This is a genomic window from Tenacibaculum sp. 190524A02b, from assembly GCF_964036645.1.
Taxonomy (GTDB): Bacteria; Bacteroidota; Bacteroidia; order Flavobacteriales; family Flavobacteriaceae; genus Polaribacter; species Polaribacter vairaonense.
On the sequence record NZ_OZ038525.1, the window covers coordinates 4,968,732 to 4,984,335 of the forward strand.

General features: G+C 28.9%; 16 protein-coding genes. 12 read left to right on the forward strand and 4 right to left on the reverse strand.

The genetic code is table 11. The features are described 5' to 3' along the window. The first annotated feature begins 27 nt into the window (after positions 1-27). Positions 28-477: a thioredoxin-dependent thiol peroxidase gene (bcp, locus tag ABNT65_RS20620; RefSeq protein ID WP_348738180.1), complete on the forward strand. Its 450-nt coding sequence runs from the start codon at positions 28-30 to the stop codon at positions 475-477. Here bcp and ABNT65_RS20625 read toward each other — a convergent pair whose 3' ends face one another. Then, positions 478-1,098 (reverse strand): response regulator transcription factor, encoded by a 621-nt coding sequence (locus tag ABNT65_RS20625; protein WP_348702728.1) that lies wholly within the window; start codon positions 1,096-1,098, stop codon positions 478-480. It lies immediately after the preceding gene. Continuing rightward, positions 1,085-2,902 carry an ATP-binding protein gene (locus ABNT65_RS20630; protein ID WP_348746765.1) on the reverse strand — a complete coding sequence of 606 codons (1,818 nt, stop codon included), beginning with the start codon at positions 2,900-2,902 and terminating at the stop codon, positions 1,085-1,087. Before ABNT65_RS20630 ends, ABNT65_RS20625 begins: the two co-directional genes overlap by 14 nt. 87 nt (positions 2,903-2,989) lie before the next feature. Between ABNT65_RS20630 and ABNT65_RS20635 the strand changes: the two genes are divergently transcribed. The 8 genes from ABNT65_RS20635 to ABNT65_RS20670 all read left to right on the forward strand — a co-directional run bounded on the left by ABNT65_RS20635 (position 2,990) and on the right by ABNT65_RS20670 (position 10,308). Continuing rightward, positions 2,990-3,283: a hypothetical protein gene (locus ABNT65_RS20635; RefSeq protein ID WP_348738183.1), complete on the forward strand. Its 294-nt coding sequence runs from the start codon at positions 2,990-2,992 to the stop codon at positions 3,281-3,283. 6 nt (positions 3,284-3,289) lie between these two features. Continuing rightward, positions 3,290-4,726 carry an amidohydrolase family protein gene (locus ABNT65_RS20640; protein WP_348746766.1) on the forward strand — a complete coding sequence of 479 codons (1,437 nt, stop codon included), beginning with the start codon at positions 3,290-3,292 and terminating at the stop codon, positions 4,724-4,726. Between the two features lie 14 nt (positions 4,727-4,740). Continuing rightward, the gene (locus ABNT65_RS20645; RefSeq protein WP_348702732.1) at positions 4,741-5,184 is read left to right on the forward strand and encodes a hypothetical protein; all 444 of its coding nucleotides are present in this window, start codon (positions 4,741-4,743) and stop codon (positions 5,182-5,184) included. Between the two features lie 98 nt (positions 5,185-5,282). Then, the gene (locus ABNT65_RS20650; protein WP_348746767.1) at positions 5,283-6,524 is read left to right on the forward strand and encodes an aminotransferase class V-fold PLP-dependent enzyme; all 1,242 of its coding nucleotides are present in this window, start codon (positions 5,283-5,285) and stop codon (positions 6,522-6,524) included. A gap of 85 nt (positions 6,525-6,609) precedes the next feature. After that, complete coding sequence (locus ABNT65_RS20655) at positions 6,610-7,461, forward strand: hypothetical protein (protein WP_348746768.1); 852 nt, start codon at positions 6,610-6,612, stop codon at positions 7,459-7,461. A gap of 144 nt (positions 7,462-7,605) precedes the next feature. Then, entirely contained in the window at positions 7,606-8,184 is a 579-nt protein-coding gene (locus ABNT65_RS20660; RefSeq protein WP_348738189.1) for a Crp/Fnr family transcriptional regulator, read from the forward strand. Positions 8,185-8,255: 71 nt separating this feature from the next. After that, positions 8,256-9,530 (forward strand): NAD(P)/FAD-dependent oxidoreductase, encoded by a 1,275-nt coding sequence (locus ABNT65_RS20665; protein ID WP_348746769.1) that lies wholly within the window; start codon positions 8,256-8,258, stop codon positions 9,528-9,530. 22 nt (positions 9,531-9,552) lie between these two features. Next, positions 9,553-10,308: a DJ-1/PfpI family protein gene (locus tag ABNT65_RS20670; RefSeq protein WP_348702738.1), complete on the forward strand. Its 756-nt coding sequence runs from the start codon at positions 9,553-9,555 to the stop codon at positions 10,306-10,308. 123 nt (positions 10,309-10,431) lie between these two features. On the opposite strand, the gene ABNT65_RS20675 is transcribed toward ABNT65_RS20670, so the two are convergent. Next, on the reverse strand, positions 10,432-10,884 hold the full coding sequence (locus tag ABNT65_RS20675; protein WP_348746770.1) for a hypothetical protein: 453 nt from the start codon (positions 10,882-10,884) through the stop codon (positions 10,432-10,434). A 479-nt stretch (positions 10,885-11,363) separates the two neighbouring features. Here ABNT65_RS20675 and ABNT65_RS20680 point away from each other — a divergent pair, with 479 nt between their 5' ends. From ABNT65_RS20680 to ABNT65_RS20690, 3 genes are read left to right on the forward strand one after another with little or no spacing between them, the layout of a single operon-like run. Further along, a complete protein-coding gene (locus ABNT65_RS20680; protein WP_348746771.1) occupies positions 11,364-12,857 on the forward strand; it encodes a T9SS type A sorting domain-containing protein in 1,494 nt (497 codons plus the stop codon). Between the two features lie 47 nt (positions 12,858-12,904). After that, the gene (locus ABNT65_RS20685; RefSeq protein WP_348746772.1) at positions 12,905-13,984 is read left to right on the forward strand and encodes a sensor histidine kinase; all 1,080 of its coding nucleotides are present in this window, start codon (positions 12,905-12,907) and stop codon (positions 13,982-13,984) included. Beyond that, positions 13,981-14,706, forward strand: coding sequence for a LytTR family DNA-binding domain-containing protein (locus tag ABNT65_RS20690; protein WP_348746773.1), 726 nt, complete (start codon positions 13,981-13,983; stop codon positions 14,704-14,706). Before ABNT65_RS20685 ends, ABNT65_RS20690 begins: the two co-directional genes overlap by 4 nt. Positions 14,707-15,037: 331 nt before the next feature. Here ABNT65_RS20690 and ABNT65_RS20695 read toward each other — a convergent pair whose 3' ends face one another. Further along, positions 15,038-15,538: a hypothetical protein gene (locus ABNT65_RS20695; protein ID WP_348746774.1), complete on the reverse strand. Its 501-nt coding sequence runs from the start codon at positions 15,536-15,538 to the stop codon at positions 15,038-15,040. Positions 15,539-15,604: the final 66 nt, after the last annotated feature.

A 15,604-nucleotide genomic window follows, 5' to 3' on the forward strand; every position in this document is an offset into this window, starting at 1 on the left:
ATTAAACAAACTATTCAAATAAAAAATATGACAACATTAAAAAAAGGAGATAAAGCGCCAGATTTTAACTGTAAAGATGAAAACGGAACAGAAAGAAAATTATCAGATTATGTAGGTAAAAAATTAGTATTGTTTTTTTATCCTAAGGCAAGTACGCCTGGTTGTACAGCAGAAGCTTGTAATTTAAGAGATAATTATCAAGAGTTTTTGGCTAAAGGGTATGCTATTTTAGGAGTAAGTGCAGATAGTGCAAAACGTCAACAAAATTGGATAAATAAACATGAATTGCCTTTCCCTCTTTTAGCGGATGAAGAAAAAGAAGTGATTAATGCCTATGGTGTTTGGGGACCTAAGAAATTTATGGGACGTGAATACGACGGAATTCATAGAACTACTTTTATAATAGATGCTGAAGGGATTATTGAAGAAGTAATTTTAAAGGTAAAAACGAAAGAACACGCAGCTCAAATACTATAGCTAAGGTAAAATTAAACCATTTTTAATGCCATATTTTATAAGTTCTGTGGTATTATTTGTGTCAGTAATTTCAAACAACTCACGTTTGTGAGATTTTAAAGCACTTTCTGAAATGTGAAGAATTTTAGAAAGTGCTTTTTCATTTTTATCAGAATGTTTATACAAAGCTCTTAAAATTTCAATCTTTCGTTTTGTATAGGTAGTGTTGTTAATACTTATTTTCGCTTTAGTATTGTTCGTTTTAATACTACCGTTTTTAAGTGTATTTATAATAGTGTTTTTAAAACTACTTAAATCAGAGTCTTTTCCTACAAAAGCATCTATACCTTTTTCTAAAGCTTCTTGTTTGGTTAAATTGTTATTTAATGTAGTAAGTAAAATAATTTTAAAATTATTTTCTACAGGTCTAATTTCGTTTATAAATTCAAGTGAACTTATACCATTGAAATTAACGTCAAGAATTAATATATCAAAAATACAATGATTGGTATAGTTTATTAAATCGTTTAAATGGTTAAAAGTTGCTTTCACCAAAAAATCATTATGTTGTTGAATACTATCTTTTAAGGCGTCACAAAAAAAACGATTGTCGTCAGCGATAACAATATTAATTTTCTTCATTCTCAGGAACTTTAATAGTAACTAAGGTACCTAAATTTTTATTGGATTGTATGCTAAATTTACCTTTCATTTTAGTTACTCTTTCTTGAATAGATTGTAAGCCGAATGATTTATAATGTTTAGACGTATTGAAACCTAACCCATTATCATTAACTTCTAATAGAATAGTATTGGAGGTGGTTTTAGACATCACAATTTTAATTTTATTTGCATTTGAATGTTTAATAGCATTGGTAACTAATTCAGAAATTATTCTATATAAATGAATACATTTTTCTTTAGATAACTGAGTGTTTTCTAAAGAGATATTATAGGAAATAATATTATTCGTTATATTATTTATTTTATAAATAAATTCGGTTAAGGTCTCAATAAAGTTATTAGCGTTAATTTTAGGAGCGTATAAATTATTTAAAAGGTATCTATAGTCATTATCAAAAGCATTTAAAATTTCTTCAATTTTTTTAGGAGTATCTTTATCTTTATTTAGTAATCTAAGTTTTAAAGCTTCTAAGTATCCACCAAAGCTATCATGAACATTTTTTAGTAATTTATTTCTTTCTTGTTCTTGTATTTCTATTGTTTTATTTTGAAGACTATATTTTAACTCATCACTTATCTTTTTTAATTGTGTGTATTTTTTTTGAGATTGTATAACTGCATTAAAAATAAAGCGAGTAAAACATAAAATTTCAATAACTAAAGCAATGTAAAAAATATTAGCAGTACCATAAATCCACCAATTACTATCCGTATTTAAAGGATTAATACTTTGAGAAATGATAATACTTACAATAGGTGCAGCAAAAGCAAAAACAAGGTAATTAGGGATTCTCTTTTTTCGAGCTAAATAAATATGATTGACAAACCAAATAAATATAATAATCTTTAATAAAACCCATACATACAAGTATAAACTTACCATTCCTCCTCCAAGATATTTATATAAATAAAGTAGCATTAATGGGATAGTAAGTATAGTACCCCATTTAAAAATGTTTTTAGAAATAGTTTCATCCTTTGAAAAAGTATAAAACCTTAAATAGAAGAATCCCATGCAAAATACAGCAAAAGTTTGAGTAAAACTTCTAATGTTTTTGGTTATAAAAGGATAGTCAGACCATATGAATTGAATACCTAGACCTTTACCAGCTAAAAATTCAATAACCATACAAAAAATATAAACAGCGTAAAAGAGAACACTGTATTCCTTTTTTAAAATAGAAAAGAATAGGAGTATACAAATCATAGATATTAAAAAAGCGATGAATAATCCAAATTGGATATATTCAGTTTGAGTTCGTTTGAGGAACTCATTTTTAGTTTCCAAATGCAGTTCTAGTCGTGTTCTACTACCTCCGTTTTTTAATTTAAGAATTACTTCGCTACTGTTTAATGAGTCAGAAGGGATTTCCCAAGTAGGGTGTCTGTAAAATAGATATTTGTAAGGAAACTTTTTATAATAGGAAGTTCTGTGTAATGGTATAATAGAATCGTTTTTACATAAATACAATTTTCCGTATGCTAAATAGGGGAAAGAAAAAGTTAAATATTGTTCTCCATTTGCTTTTTTTACAGGTATGTATAACCACCAATTCTTCTTCCCTAGTTTTCTATAAAGTTTTTTAAGTTTTGTTTTGGTGAAGTTAGAGTCTTTGAATTTATGATAGACCTCTTCAATGCCCCATTTTTCTTTAGAAGAGATTACACAAATTTGATTATAAATAGTATTGGTTTTGTCTTCTTGAGCAAAAGAAAAGAGAAAACTAAAAAGTAAGGTGGTAGTTAATAGTTTGGTTTTCATAAGCTTTTAAAAATACCATACTAAAGTATGATATTTTTATTGGAATCCTAAGGTAGTTTTGAAAAAGAGATAAAAAACCATAGGATTATGAAAACAAACAAAATTTTAATTTGGAGTTTATACTTTATTTTTTCACTAAGTATAAGTAGTTGTGAAGAATTATTTGGAGAAGATGAAGAAATAGCAGAACAGTCTTCAGGGGCTAATTGTTCTTTGTCTAACTATAATGGACCAGATATGAGTACTCAGTTTGAAGTACAATGTAAAGCAGCATATACATATAAGTGTGCAGGAAATACCAATGCTTTAAAAAAGCAATGTGCTTATTATAAGCAACTACAACAAAGCTATAATTTACCAGATTGCCCTTATTGTAACTAAAATAGAATGATGATGATACTACCAGAAAAAATAATAGATATGCATGTACATATTTTTAACTTAAAATACATACCTATTTTTGGAGCCATAAAAGCGTATGCTCCTTTTATAAAAGATGCACATGCAAAAACAGCTGAAATTGTTTTATTAATAGCCACAGGAAAGAGTAGATTTAAAGAGTTAGAAGCGTTTAAAAACATGTCTTTTGAAGATACTCGTAAAACAATAGATATTAAAATGCTAGAAGAAGAGAATGATGTTTTAGCAGAAAACATTGTTGATTTACTTGATGATCATGAAATTGAAAGGTTGATGGATGAAGAATATTTTTATGAAGCTGTATATGATATAGAAAATGATCAATTAGATAAAGAGATTTTTACTGAGATAGGAGGAATGAAGTCAGCCAAGCAAGCAAAAGCACTGAAACTGTTTTCAATTAAAAGAAAACTGAGAAAATTGATAAAGAAGGTAATATCAGGTTTTCATTTTCTTAAGTGGTTTTTATTTATGACTCGTTCAGAAAAAAAAGTTTATGAAAAAATGAAAAAAAGCTACCCAAGTGTGAACACTTTTGTTTTTCATATGCTAGATGGTTATCATTATTTTAAAGATAGTAGCAGTGCTTTTGGTAACCCTGCCTATTATAGAATTGAAGAACAAATAAAGAGGATGAAAAAGATGTTGGATTTGCATACAGATTTAATAGGTTTTTTGCCTTATAATCCCAAAAGGCCAGAGAGTTTAAGGTTGATTAAAAAGTATATGAATCATGAAAGGTTTATCGGAGTAAAGTTTTACCCTTCTTTTGGTTATAAACCTATCAATGATCCAGATGAAGAAGTAAATAGAAATAATAAAGAACTTTTTCGATTTTGTATTGAATATGACATACCTATTTTAACGCATTGTACCAATGAAGGATTTCAAGCTCAACCAGGTATATCGGGTGAAAATTGTAACCCTAAATATTGGGAAGAACTTCTAAGTATACAAGAGTTTAAGAACCTGAGAATTTGTATGGGACATGCTGGAGGAGTTGATGGTTGGTTTGATGATTTTGATCCAGACGAAGGAGAAGTATTTACTGGTTCAGAAGATGAGGCAGGAAATATAGAATATCCTTATGCAAAAAAAATGTATGAACTGTGTGTTAAGTTCCCCAACGTATATTGCGAGGTAGGTTTTTTATCTCATGTTAAAAATGATGGAAAAATGGAAAACTATGTAAAAAGACTTCAGTATTTATTTGAAAATGATAATGAAACCTATAAGTTTTCTGATAAAGTAATGTACGGGAGTGATTGGCATATACTATACAATCATGGTATTCAATATGACTATGATAAGGAGTATATAGGCATTTTTAATAAGCCTGTTCTAAAAGAGTATATTGAGAATTTTTTTTATAAAAATGCAGCAAAATTTTTAACCATGTTTTAGTAAAAATTAATGATATGAGAATAGTATATAGAAAGCGAAATAAAAGATTACGATTAGCGGTTGAAAAAACAAATGAAATTTTAGAAGCTTCAACTTTTTATGAAGCAGTAATTAATTGCAAAACATTTGATAATAGTAAACTTTCTCCAAAGGAAGTAGGAGGGCTGATTAAAGATTACAGAGATAAAGTGTATATAAGAACGTATTGGAATCCGTTTGGACGCGCCAATGCAAAAACAGGAAATGGAACTAAAATATCTGTAAATACAGCTAAGTTAAGGCGGTCTAAAAAAAGTATTGTAAACACATTAGTTCATGAGTATGTACATTGTGTAGATTTTGGAACTAAAAGTAAAGAAGAATTATTGCGATTTACACATTATGACAATAGGAATGATGGAGATGAAAATAATACAGCTCCATGGAAAATAGGAAAAATAGCTAGTTTGTTAGTATAGTATTTTACTAGTTAATCAAAAAATATCATTACAAAAGGTTAATTTATACATACTGTAAAGAGTCAAGAATTACTACCTTGGGGGGAGAAAATTTAATTATGAGTAGTTCATCAAGAAGAAAATTCTTACAAAAAGTATCATTAGGGGTAATGGGAGCAAGTATAGGAACTAGAGCTTTTGCAGCGAGTCCGTTACCTCTTTTTCAAAATAAAAAACAATTATTAAAAGCAGATAGTAAGTCTATTCGTAAAGAGTTTTTACTAGAAGAAGGTTTAAGTTATTTTAATACTGGAAGCTTAGGGCCATCTACCCAACAAGTAGTAGAAACAGTTTATAAAAATATGTGTTTATTAGAAGCCAATCCGGTTAGCAATAATTGGGGACCTATAGGAAGACAAGCCAATGCTGTAAGAACCAAAATAGCTAATTATATCAATGCTCAGGAAGACGAGATAATTCTTACGCGAAACACTACTGAGGGAATGAATATGTTAGTTAAAGGATTACAATTAAAAGCAGGAGATGAAGTAATTATTTCAACAGATGAACATTATGGAGGAAGAGTAGGATGGGAGTATTTAGAAAAACACCAAGGTATTAAAGTTAAAAAAATAGCTTTTCCTAGAAAAAATTTAACAACAGATGAAGTTTTAGAAATTATAAAAAAACAAATTACTTCTAAAACAAAGGTTTGTAGCTTTATGGATGTTTCTACAGTAACGGGAATGCGAATGCCTTTTAAAGAACTATCAGAAATAACCAAACCTAAAGGAATTTTTTTAATTAGTGATGGCGCACAATCAATAGGAATGTTACAAGTTGATGTAAAAGTTATGGGAGTTGATGCTTTTGCAGCTAGCGGCCATAAATGGATGTTAGGACCTAAAGAAACAGGCTTTTTGTACATAGCTAAAAACCAACAAAAAAACATTAACACCTTAGAGTTGGCTTCAGGTTATAAACTGTATAATCATAATACAGGAACAAGAAATGTAGCTAATTTTATAGGATTAGGAAAAGCCATAGATGAACAAGCAAAATGGGGAGGAATCCAAGCTATAGAGAAGCATAATACAAAATTAGCCTCGTATTTATTAAAAGCACTACAAGAAAATAAACAAGCTTCTATACTTACTTCTAATTCAAAAGAATTACAATCAGGGATTGTAGCAATAACACCTAAAAGAAAAACATCAAAAGAAATCTATACTACGTTAAAAGAGAAAAATATGGTAGTAAAAAACTTGGGGAAAATAAATGTATTACGATTCTCTACTCATATTTTTAATACGCAAAAAGAGGTAGATGTATTAATCAGAAATTTAACAGAACTTCTTTAAAACTCTTTTTAGTTTAAAGAAATTATGATAAGAAAGTGTAAATGTTAATTTAGAATTGAATTAATCTATAAATATTTTTACAAAAATGAAATTAGTGCCAATTTGGGAAGAGAAGGTAATGTTTGAAGTTGAAAAACAAGAACGTTTTAGATATAAAGAGAGGGCATCAAAAGAATTCAGTAGAAAATATGTTGTAGAGTTAACTAGAGATAATGATAGAAGGTTTGAAATATATTATCCTAAATCTATTTTGAACCCAATAAAACTCCTTGATGAATTGAACAGCTTTGACTTTAGTGAAATAGATGTTTTAACAAAAACGTTGTTTTATGAAGTTGATGAGAACTATACTTTTGATAAAGTTTTAAATAAAAAAGAAGTTATAGAGTCATTAAATAATGATTTTAATTTGTTACAGAAGTATGTAGATGAAGAAGAAAAAGAAGAATTAAGTAGTATACAAGGTATTATTTGTGAGTCTGAAAGTAAATTCCAAAAGTATGTTTTGGAAGATGTTATAGCAATTCATTTTAATTATGGAATGACAATTGAACCTGGGTATTACTTTGGTTTTCATAAAGAGTCAGTAGGAAAAAAAGTTATAAAGAAAATTTTTCCTAAATCAAGATTCGTATTAACAGATAAGCATTGGATGAGGCATAGCGAATATGGTAATTTTATTCAAATTGAATATTTAAAAGGGATGGAAAATATTACTTCTGGATACAAACCCAATTGGAATGAAATTGAGGAAGCATTTGGAGAAGGAGAATTTGAAGTGAAAAACCACCCTAATTTAACATTAGTCTACGAAGTTTATAAGTACAACAAAGAAAATAGGTTGCTAGAAGTTTATGACAAAGAGCATGTGATTGACAGTCCAGTAATGCGAAAAAAAATCACGCATAAAATTAAAAGGGCAAAAAATGTAAATTAAGTTTTTTCGTTTCTTAAAACAGCTTAACTTTTTTATGGGAATAAAAGATAGAATACAAGCCCAGTTTTCTTGGAAAAAGGAAGCTTTATGAGTAAATTTATACCATAAAGAAAACTACATAAATCACAGTGTAATCCTTATAGGATGAAGGAACAAATTTTAATAGACCATATACGAACTTACATAACACTTTCAGAAGAAGAAGCATCTGAAATTGCTACTTTTTTTGAATATCATTTTTATACTAAAAAAGAAACGTTACTTTTTTCTGAAAAACGTTGTGATACCGTGTTTTTTGTGATGAAAGGATGTTTACATCTCTATTTTTTTGATAACTTAGGGAATAAAAAAACTACACAATTTGCTATAGAAGAGTGGTGGTTAACAGACTTTTTAGCGTTTCAAAATCAACATCCGTCAAATTTTAATATTGAAGCGGTAGAAAAGTCTGAAATCTTATCCATTAGCTTTTCAAAATACCATGAGTTGTTAAATAAATTTCCAAAAATGGAACGGTATTTTAGAACCATTTATGAAACTGCTTATGGTGCGGCTTTAATGCGTTTTAAGTATAACAATACCTACTCAAAGGAAGAAATATTTTTTCGATTTAAAGAAAAGTTCCCAGAATTTGTACAACGCGTGCCTCAATATGTTTTAGCTAGTTTTTTAGGTTTAACACCCGAATATTTAAGTGAAATTAAGAAGAAACAGTTTTCTTAAACCAGCTTAATTTTTTTCATAAAAGCTTCCGCTAACTTTGTTTTTATAATTAACAAAAGCAAAGCACAACTATGAAAAATACTAAAAATATTGTGGTTGTAGGTGGGGGATTTGCAGGTTTGGAATTGGTGAAAAACTTATCTAAATTAACCAATTATCAAATTGTTTTAGTAGATAGTAACAATTACAATTTTTTTCCACCTTTAATCTATCAAGTATCTACAGGTTTTATGGAGCCTTCCGCTATCAGTTATCCATTCCGAAAAATTTTACGTAAGTATAAAAATGTTAGATTTCGTTTAGGAACACTTCAAAAAGTATTACCAGAAGAAAATAAAATTCAATTAAATAATGGTGAGTTGTCTTATGATATTTTAGTCATGGCTACGGGCACAGAAACTAATTTTTTTGGAAATAAAAACATCCAAAAACATAGTTTGCCTATGAAAACTATTAGTGATGCATTATCACTTAGAAATGTAATTCTCACTCGATTTGACCGAGCAACAAGAATTGAAGATGAAGCTGAAAGAATAAAACACTTAACTTTTGTAATTGCAGGGGCTGGACCAACAGGAGTAGAATTATCAGGGATATTAGCTGAAATTAAAAGTTCCATTATAAGTAAAGATTATCCAGAACTAAAAACCAAAGATTTAGGTGAAATACATTTAATTGATGGCCAAGATGCTGTACTTGCCGCTATGTCAGAACAAGCAAGTCAATATACCAGTAAAAAATTAGTTGAGTTAGGAGTTTCATTAACCATGAATACGTTTGTAAATGATTTTAATGGAGAAACCGTGTTGTTATCTAATGGTACAGAAATTCAGTCTAAAAACCTCATATGGGCAGCAGGTGTATCTGCAAAAGTGTTTGAAGGATTTCATGAAAACTGTTTTGGATCAGGAAAAAGATTAAGAACCAATCGTTTTAACCAAGTAATATCTTATAATAATATTTATGCCTTAGGAGATTGTGCTATCATAGAAGGAGATGAAAGTTATCCTAAAGGTCATCCTCAGTTAGCTCAAGCTGCATTGCAGCAAGCTAAAAACTTAGCTGAAAATTTACATAGAAAGGATAATAAATGGAGCCCTTTTAAATATATAGATAAAGGAGCTTTAGCTATTATTGGTAGAAATAAGGCCGTGCTAGACTTTCCAAAACAAAAGTTTACGATGCAAGGATTTACCAGTTGGCTTATTTGGATTTTTGTACACATTATGGGCTTGGTAAACTTTAAAAATAAAGTACGAACCCTCTACAATTGGTTAGGATATTATATCTACAAGGATCAATATTTTAGAATGATTATAAAACCTTCAGAAAGAGAACACCAATAAATACTAACAACAATACTAAATTATGAAACAACAACACTTTTTAGCAACCTTTATTTTTACATTGATGCTTATAGGTTGTAATTCTCAACCATCAAAAAACAATCAAAAAGTAGTAATTAAAGAGCAACACGTAGTAGAAGTAGATACCTTAACAAAGCATTTAAAACCATTTAAACCAGAACTGCCTACTATTGGATTGCTTATGTTTAATGGAGTTTTACAAGGTGAAGTAGTAGCTACTTCAGATGTATTTGGAAAACCCTCGCATAAAGGAGAGCAATTATTCAATGTAATCACCATAGCGCAAACAGAAAAACCAATCACTACAGAAGAAGGTTTACACTTGGTGCCCGATTATACTTTTGAAAACTGCCCTAAGCTAACCGCTTTATTTGTACCAAGTGGTTATGATATGTATGCGCAGGTACGTAATAAAGCCATGGTTAATTTTATAAAAGAAAAAAACAAAGAAACCCAATACATGGTAAGCAATTGTGGAGGAGCACAGTTAATTGGGAAATCAGGTATTGCAGATGGACACAAAATTGTAACTTGGATAGGTGGCGGAAAACAATTACAAAAAGATTATCCTAATTTAAAAGTCCAGAATGATAGTTTGGTAACTTTTGTTGAAGATGGTAAGTTTAGTTCTTCCAACGGAAATTTAACCAGTTATATTACGGCATTAAATTTAGTAGAAAAAATGACAAGCACTGCACACCGAAAGTTTGTGGAAACCTATTTGTATATTGATAGACTTAGAGCTTGGAAAAAGTAATAAAAATATTTTGAGATTCATGGTTAGTTTAGCTAATCAATTTTAATTATAGAAATTGAATTGTAAAAACAGTTTCATTAACCTAATGAAACTGTTTTTTGTTAAAAGAATGATATTCTCTGATTAATTTAAATCAGCATTATTATTAAGAGGAGGAATGTTTGTAAATGCCCAATGTTGATTGTTTAATAATTGAACGTTGGCGCCATTTGAAGTTATACTATCATTATTATTGCTAGAAACAGGATTAAAGTCAGCAAAATATATATCAAGATTGTTACAAATGAAATTAGATCCCATGCCTGCGGCTCCTTCTCCCCAGGTATATCCAACACTGATTATGCCTATAGGTTGAAAAAAATTATTAAGAATAGGGTTTAAAGCTTGGTCTATTCTATCTTGGGTATAGGGACCTGCAAAATTAACTGTAAAATGCGCACATCTTTTAATTAAGTTTCCCCCACCTGCGTCATAGATTACAATTAAACCCACACATGGATCGCAACCACGGGTTCTAATTTCATTATTCTGATTTACTTCTAATATTTCACCTACGTTTACTGTAATTGGAGGCATATTTTTTTATTTAATTACTCTACTCTATTTAATAAAGGCTTTTCGAGTTACGCCCTAATAATTATAGGGTAAATGTAAATGTGTTTTTTAGTTTTTTTTTGTACAGAAAAAGCACGTGTTTATCAATTTTAGCAATAACATGGAAAAAATAATAAGCAATCTATCTGTTAATGGTTTACTCAAACCTTTCAAATACCTCATAGAGTCAATACTTTAAAATACAGTTTTACTTAACTAACCGTTTAACTATCTAAAATTACCGTTCCTCATATTTTTATAAAATAGACAATACTGTACAGCTATTTTTGGATGCGATATAATAAAATAATAGTAAGTATATGAATAGTATTTATAGTAACTAAATATTAAAATTTAATTGATACTAGTTTTTAAACTTATTGAAAATAAAGAATCAATTGTTTTTTAAGTACAGGTACTATAGGAGAATACTTTACTATTATTAATAAATGTAAAATAAAATGAAAAAAATTACACTACTTTTTTTGCTAGTACCCTTAGTTAATTTTGCACAATGGACGCAGTTAGGAAACACTGTTGCAGGAGAGTTTGCTTCTGATAGAGCAGGTAATGTAAGTCTTAGCAGTGATGGAACTGTTATGGCCATTGGAGCTAGATACAATAATGGTAATGGTACTAAATCAGGACATGTAAGAGTTTTTGGTTATGAAGCAAACCAATGGATTCAAATAGGTGAAGATATTAATGGTGAAGCTATAGATGATCTTTCCGGACAAGCACTTAGTTTAAGTGGTGACGGAACTACCGTTTCTATTGGAGCTCTTTTTAATGATGGAAATGGTAGAAATTCAGGACATGTAAGAATTTTTAAGAATGTAAATGGAACTTGGAATCAGATAGGAACTGATATTGACGGAGAAGCATTGGCTAATAACTCAGGAGGTGCAGTAAGCATTAATCATAATGGTACTATTGTAGCCATAGGGGCACGTTATAATGATGCCAATGGAATACAAGATACGGGGCATGTCAGAGTGTATCAATATGAAGCAGGGATTTGGGAACAACTTGGGAATGATATTGATGGTGCAGCGAACCATAACTTTTTTGGTACTAGTGTAGCTATAAGTGCAGATGGTTATACTGTAGCAATTGGAGCGCCGTACAATAATAATAAAAATGGAGAAGATGCAGGTCACGTACAGATATATCAATATACTTCTGGAAGTTGGAATCAAATTGGAGACGATATAAATGGAGAAGCGGAAGATGATAATTCTGGAGAGGTTATTAGTTTAAGTGATGATGGATCTACAATTGCTATTGGCGCTCGAAGTAATGATGGAAATGGATCAAATTCAGGGCATGTTCGTGTTTATAAAAATATTTCAGGTTCTTGGACACAATTAGGGAGTGATATTGATGGACCATCGAGTAATAAGTTTTTTCCAAGTTCTTTAAGTTTAAATGCCGATGGAACTACTTTAGCAATTGGAGCCTCATTTGTTCATAGTAGTGTGGTAAATTCAGGTTCTACACATGTCATGAATTATAAAGCCAATAATTGGTCATTAGTTGAAACAGTAATTAGTGGGGCAAATGAAAATGATTATTCAGGATTTTCTGTAAGTATTAGTAATGATGGGAATACTGTAGCAATAGGATCAGAATTAAATAGTGATAACGGTTTAGAATCAGGTTATGTGCGTGTACTTACAAATTCACAAGTTTTAAGTAATTCAACTCTAAAAGTTCAGGATTTCAGAGCATTTCCAAATCCTACTCAAAATAATGTTCAAATAAATCTAGGAAATAACTATACAAATGTACTACTAACCATTACAAACGCTATTGGTCAAACCATCTCTCAAAAAAACTATACAAATACCAATATATTAACAGTTCCTATTTATGGAAGTAATGGGGTTTATTATCTAGAAATTAATACTTCTACAGGTAAAAATGAAGTGTTAAAAATAGTAAAACAAGATTAGATTAATTGAGTAAATTTACATTAGAAATGGTAAAATACTCATCATAGATGAAGATTAGTACAAATAAAAGATATATTACATTTCTTTTTATAAGTTGGCAAATATTATTTTTTATATACACTTCTGGCCCAAACTTACTTTTAATAAAAAAAGAAGTAGGGTTAGAAGTGGATATCAGTATAAACTTAGATTCTGATCTTTGGTTAAAAGGGTTTATATGCGGTGTTTTGGCTTTTCTGTTAAGTTTTGGCACTTCTTTTATTATTGAAAATAAAGTCAATTTAAATAACCCTTTTAAAAAATACATTTTTAAAGCGCTAATAATATTTCTTATAGTTCAATTACTTTATACCTTATTAATATGGTTTCTAATGGAAAGCTCACTATTAAATATTGAAAGTAAAGATTATACAATGCTTTCATTAGAAAAAATATACAATAGTCTCTATTTTTTTATCTTTAATAGCATTAGCCTTTTTATTTTTTTGATGATTAAAGCCCAAAACCGTTTAAAGAATGCAGAACTTAAACAACTTAGTTTAGAAGCTAATTTAAAAGAATCTCAGCTAGATACACTTAAAGGACAGCTTAATCCTCATTTTATGTTTAATAATTTAAATAATATTCGTGGTTTAATGTTAGAAAACGTGCCAAGATCTAGAGAAATGATTACTAGACTTTCTGAAATGCTTCGTTATTCCCTTACTAAAAATAAACTACATGCCATTTCATTAGAAGAGGAATTAGAAATGGTAGATAATTATGTGGCTATTTCTAAAATCCAAATGGAAGAACGCTTACAATTTGAAAAAGAAATTTTGATAAACCTTGAAGGGATTCAAATTCCACCAATGATTATACAAATGTTAATAGAAAATGCAATAAAACATGGTATTGCTCAGCTTAAAAAGGGAGGAAGAATTAAACTAACCATCTTACAAAAACATAAAATGCTGTATATAAAAGTTAGTAATACAGGACAATTGCAAATGGATAGTGATTCTACTAGATTAGGGGTAGAAAATATAAAACAACGTTTAGCTTTATTATATAAAGGAAAAGCTAGTTTTATTTTAAAAGAAGAAAATAATCAGGTATTAGCAACCATTAAAATACCATTACTATGATTATAAATGCAGTAATAGTAGAAGATTCACGTTTAGCACGAAATGAGTTAAAAGAGTTGATAAAAGATTTTTCAAATATTAATTTAATAGGAGAAGCCCAAGATGCAGATGAAGGCATTCTTTTAATTAAAAATACGAAGCCAGACTTATTGTTTTTAGATATTAACATGCCTGAAAAAGATGGGTTTCAAATGTTAGAAGAATTAGATGAGGTGCCCATGGTTATTTTTACCACAGCTTATAATGAATATGCTGTAAAATCATTTGAGTATAATGCCTTGGATTATTTAATGAAGCCTATTAATAAAAAACGATTTAAAAGTGCTGTAGATAAGGTTTCTAAAAAAATAGCTTCACGTACTATTTCAGAACTACAAACTCAAAAACTTTCAGAAAACAGTCAAATATTTATTAAAGAAGGAGAAGATTGTTGGTTAGTTAAACTTTATGAAATAACGCTTTTTGAAATTGTAGGAAATTATACACGTGTTTATTTTCAGAATAACAAACCATTACTATATAAATCTTTAAATCAAATAGAAGAAAAATTACCCAATACTTATTTTTTTAGAGCCAACAGGCAGCAAATTATTAATACAAATCATATTGTAAATATAACACCTTGGTTTAATGGAAAGCTTAAATTAGAAATGAAGCAAGGAATTAATGTAGAAATATCAAGAAGGCAATCACAAAACTTTAAGAAGTTGTTAAGTATTTAATTGTATAACAGTAATAAAAAAGTTGATGATTATGCACACAATATTTTTATTTAGCTTAAACTTTTTTAATAAGTAGCTTATCTATATTAGCTAATAAATTACAAAACGCAGTGCTGTTAAATTTTATGTATTTAGGTCAACCAAAAGGCGTGCGTAAGAAAAGATAACGGTTAAAGTATAAAACTAGAAATAACTTATAACTTCAAGTTTTTATTTTTAATAGAGGTTATACTACTATTCTTATTGCTTTTAAAACATAAAGAGAAAGCAATAAAAATAAGGTAACCGTTTTAAATTGTTCCCTTATTTATGCTTATTAATATTCTGGAGTTTAGTAATCAATAGCTTTAAAGGTTAATTCGCTTGTACTTTGCTTGTATTTATTGAGTATTTCTATAGAAATAGTTTCTGATTTCCACATAATAAACAAAGGATTTTCTTCTAAGCTTCCTTTTCTTGTTGTTACTATATTTTTACTTAACTCTTGTTTAAATAAAGTATCGTTAATAGAGGTTTTAGCTATTCTTTTTTCTTGTTCAATTACTTGAATTGAGTTAGGTGCACCATAAGCAGCTTGTAAACTTTTGTAAAATTGATTGTTTACTAGTTGATTAAAGTGAATTGTTAATGAAATTACTTTTTTCTTGTTGTTAAGAATCAAAGAAATTGCCTTATAAGACTGTTGATAATAGTATTTATCTTCTTCTAAAAAAGCAAAGTATAATTGTTTGTTACTAGTGTGTATATTACTAAAACTTAAAGTTAGTATTTTATTTACCTCAGACACTTCTTTTCCTAAACAAGTTTCAAATTCTTTATGATTTATATTCATTGTAATCTGGTTAAAAAGTAATAAATATGATATAAATACTTGCATTCTATTATCTAATAGTTTAAA

Bases quoted from the DNA above. Each gene is read 5' to 3' on its own strand.
- ABNT65_RS20625 (WP_348702728.1), bottom strand. From the start codon at position 1,098: ATGAAGAAAATTAATATTGTTATCGCTGACGACAATCGTTTTTTTTGT.
- ABNT65_RS20660 (WP_348738189.1), top strand. From the start codon at position 7,606: ATGAAGGAACAAATTTTAATAGACCATATACGAACTTACATAACACTT.
- ABNT65_RS20690 (WP_348746773.1), top strand. From the start codon at position 13,981: ATGATTATAAATGCAGTAATAGTAGAAGATTCACGTTTAGCACGAAAT.
- ABNT65_RS20645 (WP_348702732.1), top strand. From the start codon at position 4,741: ATGAGAATAGTATATAGAAAGCGAAATAAAAGATTACGATTAGCGGTT.
- ABNT65_RS20650 (WP_348746767.1), top strand. From the start codon at position 5,283: ATGAGTAGTTCATCAAGAAGAAAATTCTTACAAAAAGTATCATTAGGG.
- ABNT65_RS20655 (WP_348746768.1), top strand. From the start codon at position 6,610: ATGAAATTAGTGCCAATTTGGGAAGAGAAGGTAATGTTTGAAGTTGAA.
- ABNT65_RS20670 (WP_348702738.1), top strand. From the start codon at position 9,553: ATGAAACAACAACACTTTTTAGCAACCTTTATTTTTACATTGATGCTT.
- bcp (WP_348738180.1), top strand. From the start codon at position 28: ATGACAACATTAAAAAAAGGAGATAAAGCGCCAGATTTTAACTGTAAA.
- ABNT65_RS20685 (WP_348746772.1), top strand. From the start codon at position 12,905: ATGAAGATTAGTACAAATAAAAGATATATTACATTTCTTTTTATAAGT.
- ABNT65_RS20640 (WP_348746766.1), top strand. From the start codon at position 3,290: ATGATGATGATACTACCAGAAAAAATAATAGATATGCATGTACATATT.
- ABNT65_RS20630 (WP_348746765.1), bottom strand. From the start codon at position 2,902: ATGAAAACCAAACTATTAACTACCACCTTACTTTTTAGTTTTCTCTTT.
- ABNT65_RS20695 (WP_348746774.1), bottom strand. From the start codon at position 15,538: ATGAATATAAATCATAAAGAATTTGAAACTTGTTTAGGAAAAGAAGTG.
- ABNT65_RS20675 (WP_348746770.1), bottom strand. From the start codon at position 10,884: ATGCCTCCAATTACAGTAAACGTAGGTGAAATATTAGAAGTAAATCAG.
- ABNT65_RS20665 (WP_348746769.1), top strand. From the start codon at position 8,256: ATGAAAAATACTAAAAATATTGTGGTTGTAGGTGGGGGATTTGCAGGT.
- ABNT65_RS20680 (WP_348746771.1), top strand. From the start codon at position 11,364: ATGAAAAAAATTACACTACTTTTTTTGCTAGTACCCTTAGTTAATTTT.
- ABNT65_RS20635 (WP_348738183.1), top strand. From the start codon at position 2,990: ATGAAAACAAACAAAATTTTAATTTGGAGTTTATACTTTATTTTTTCA.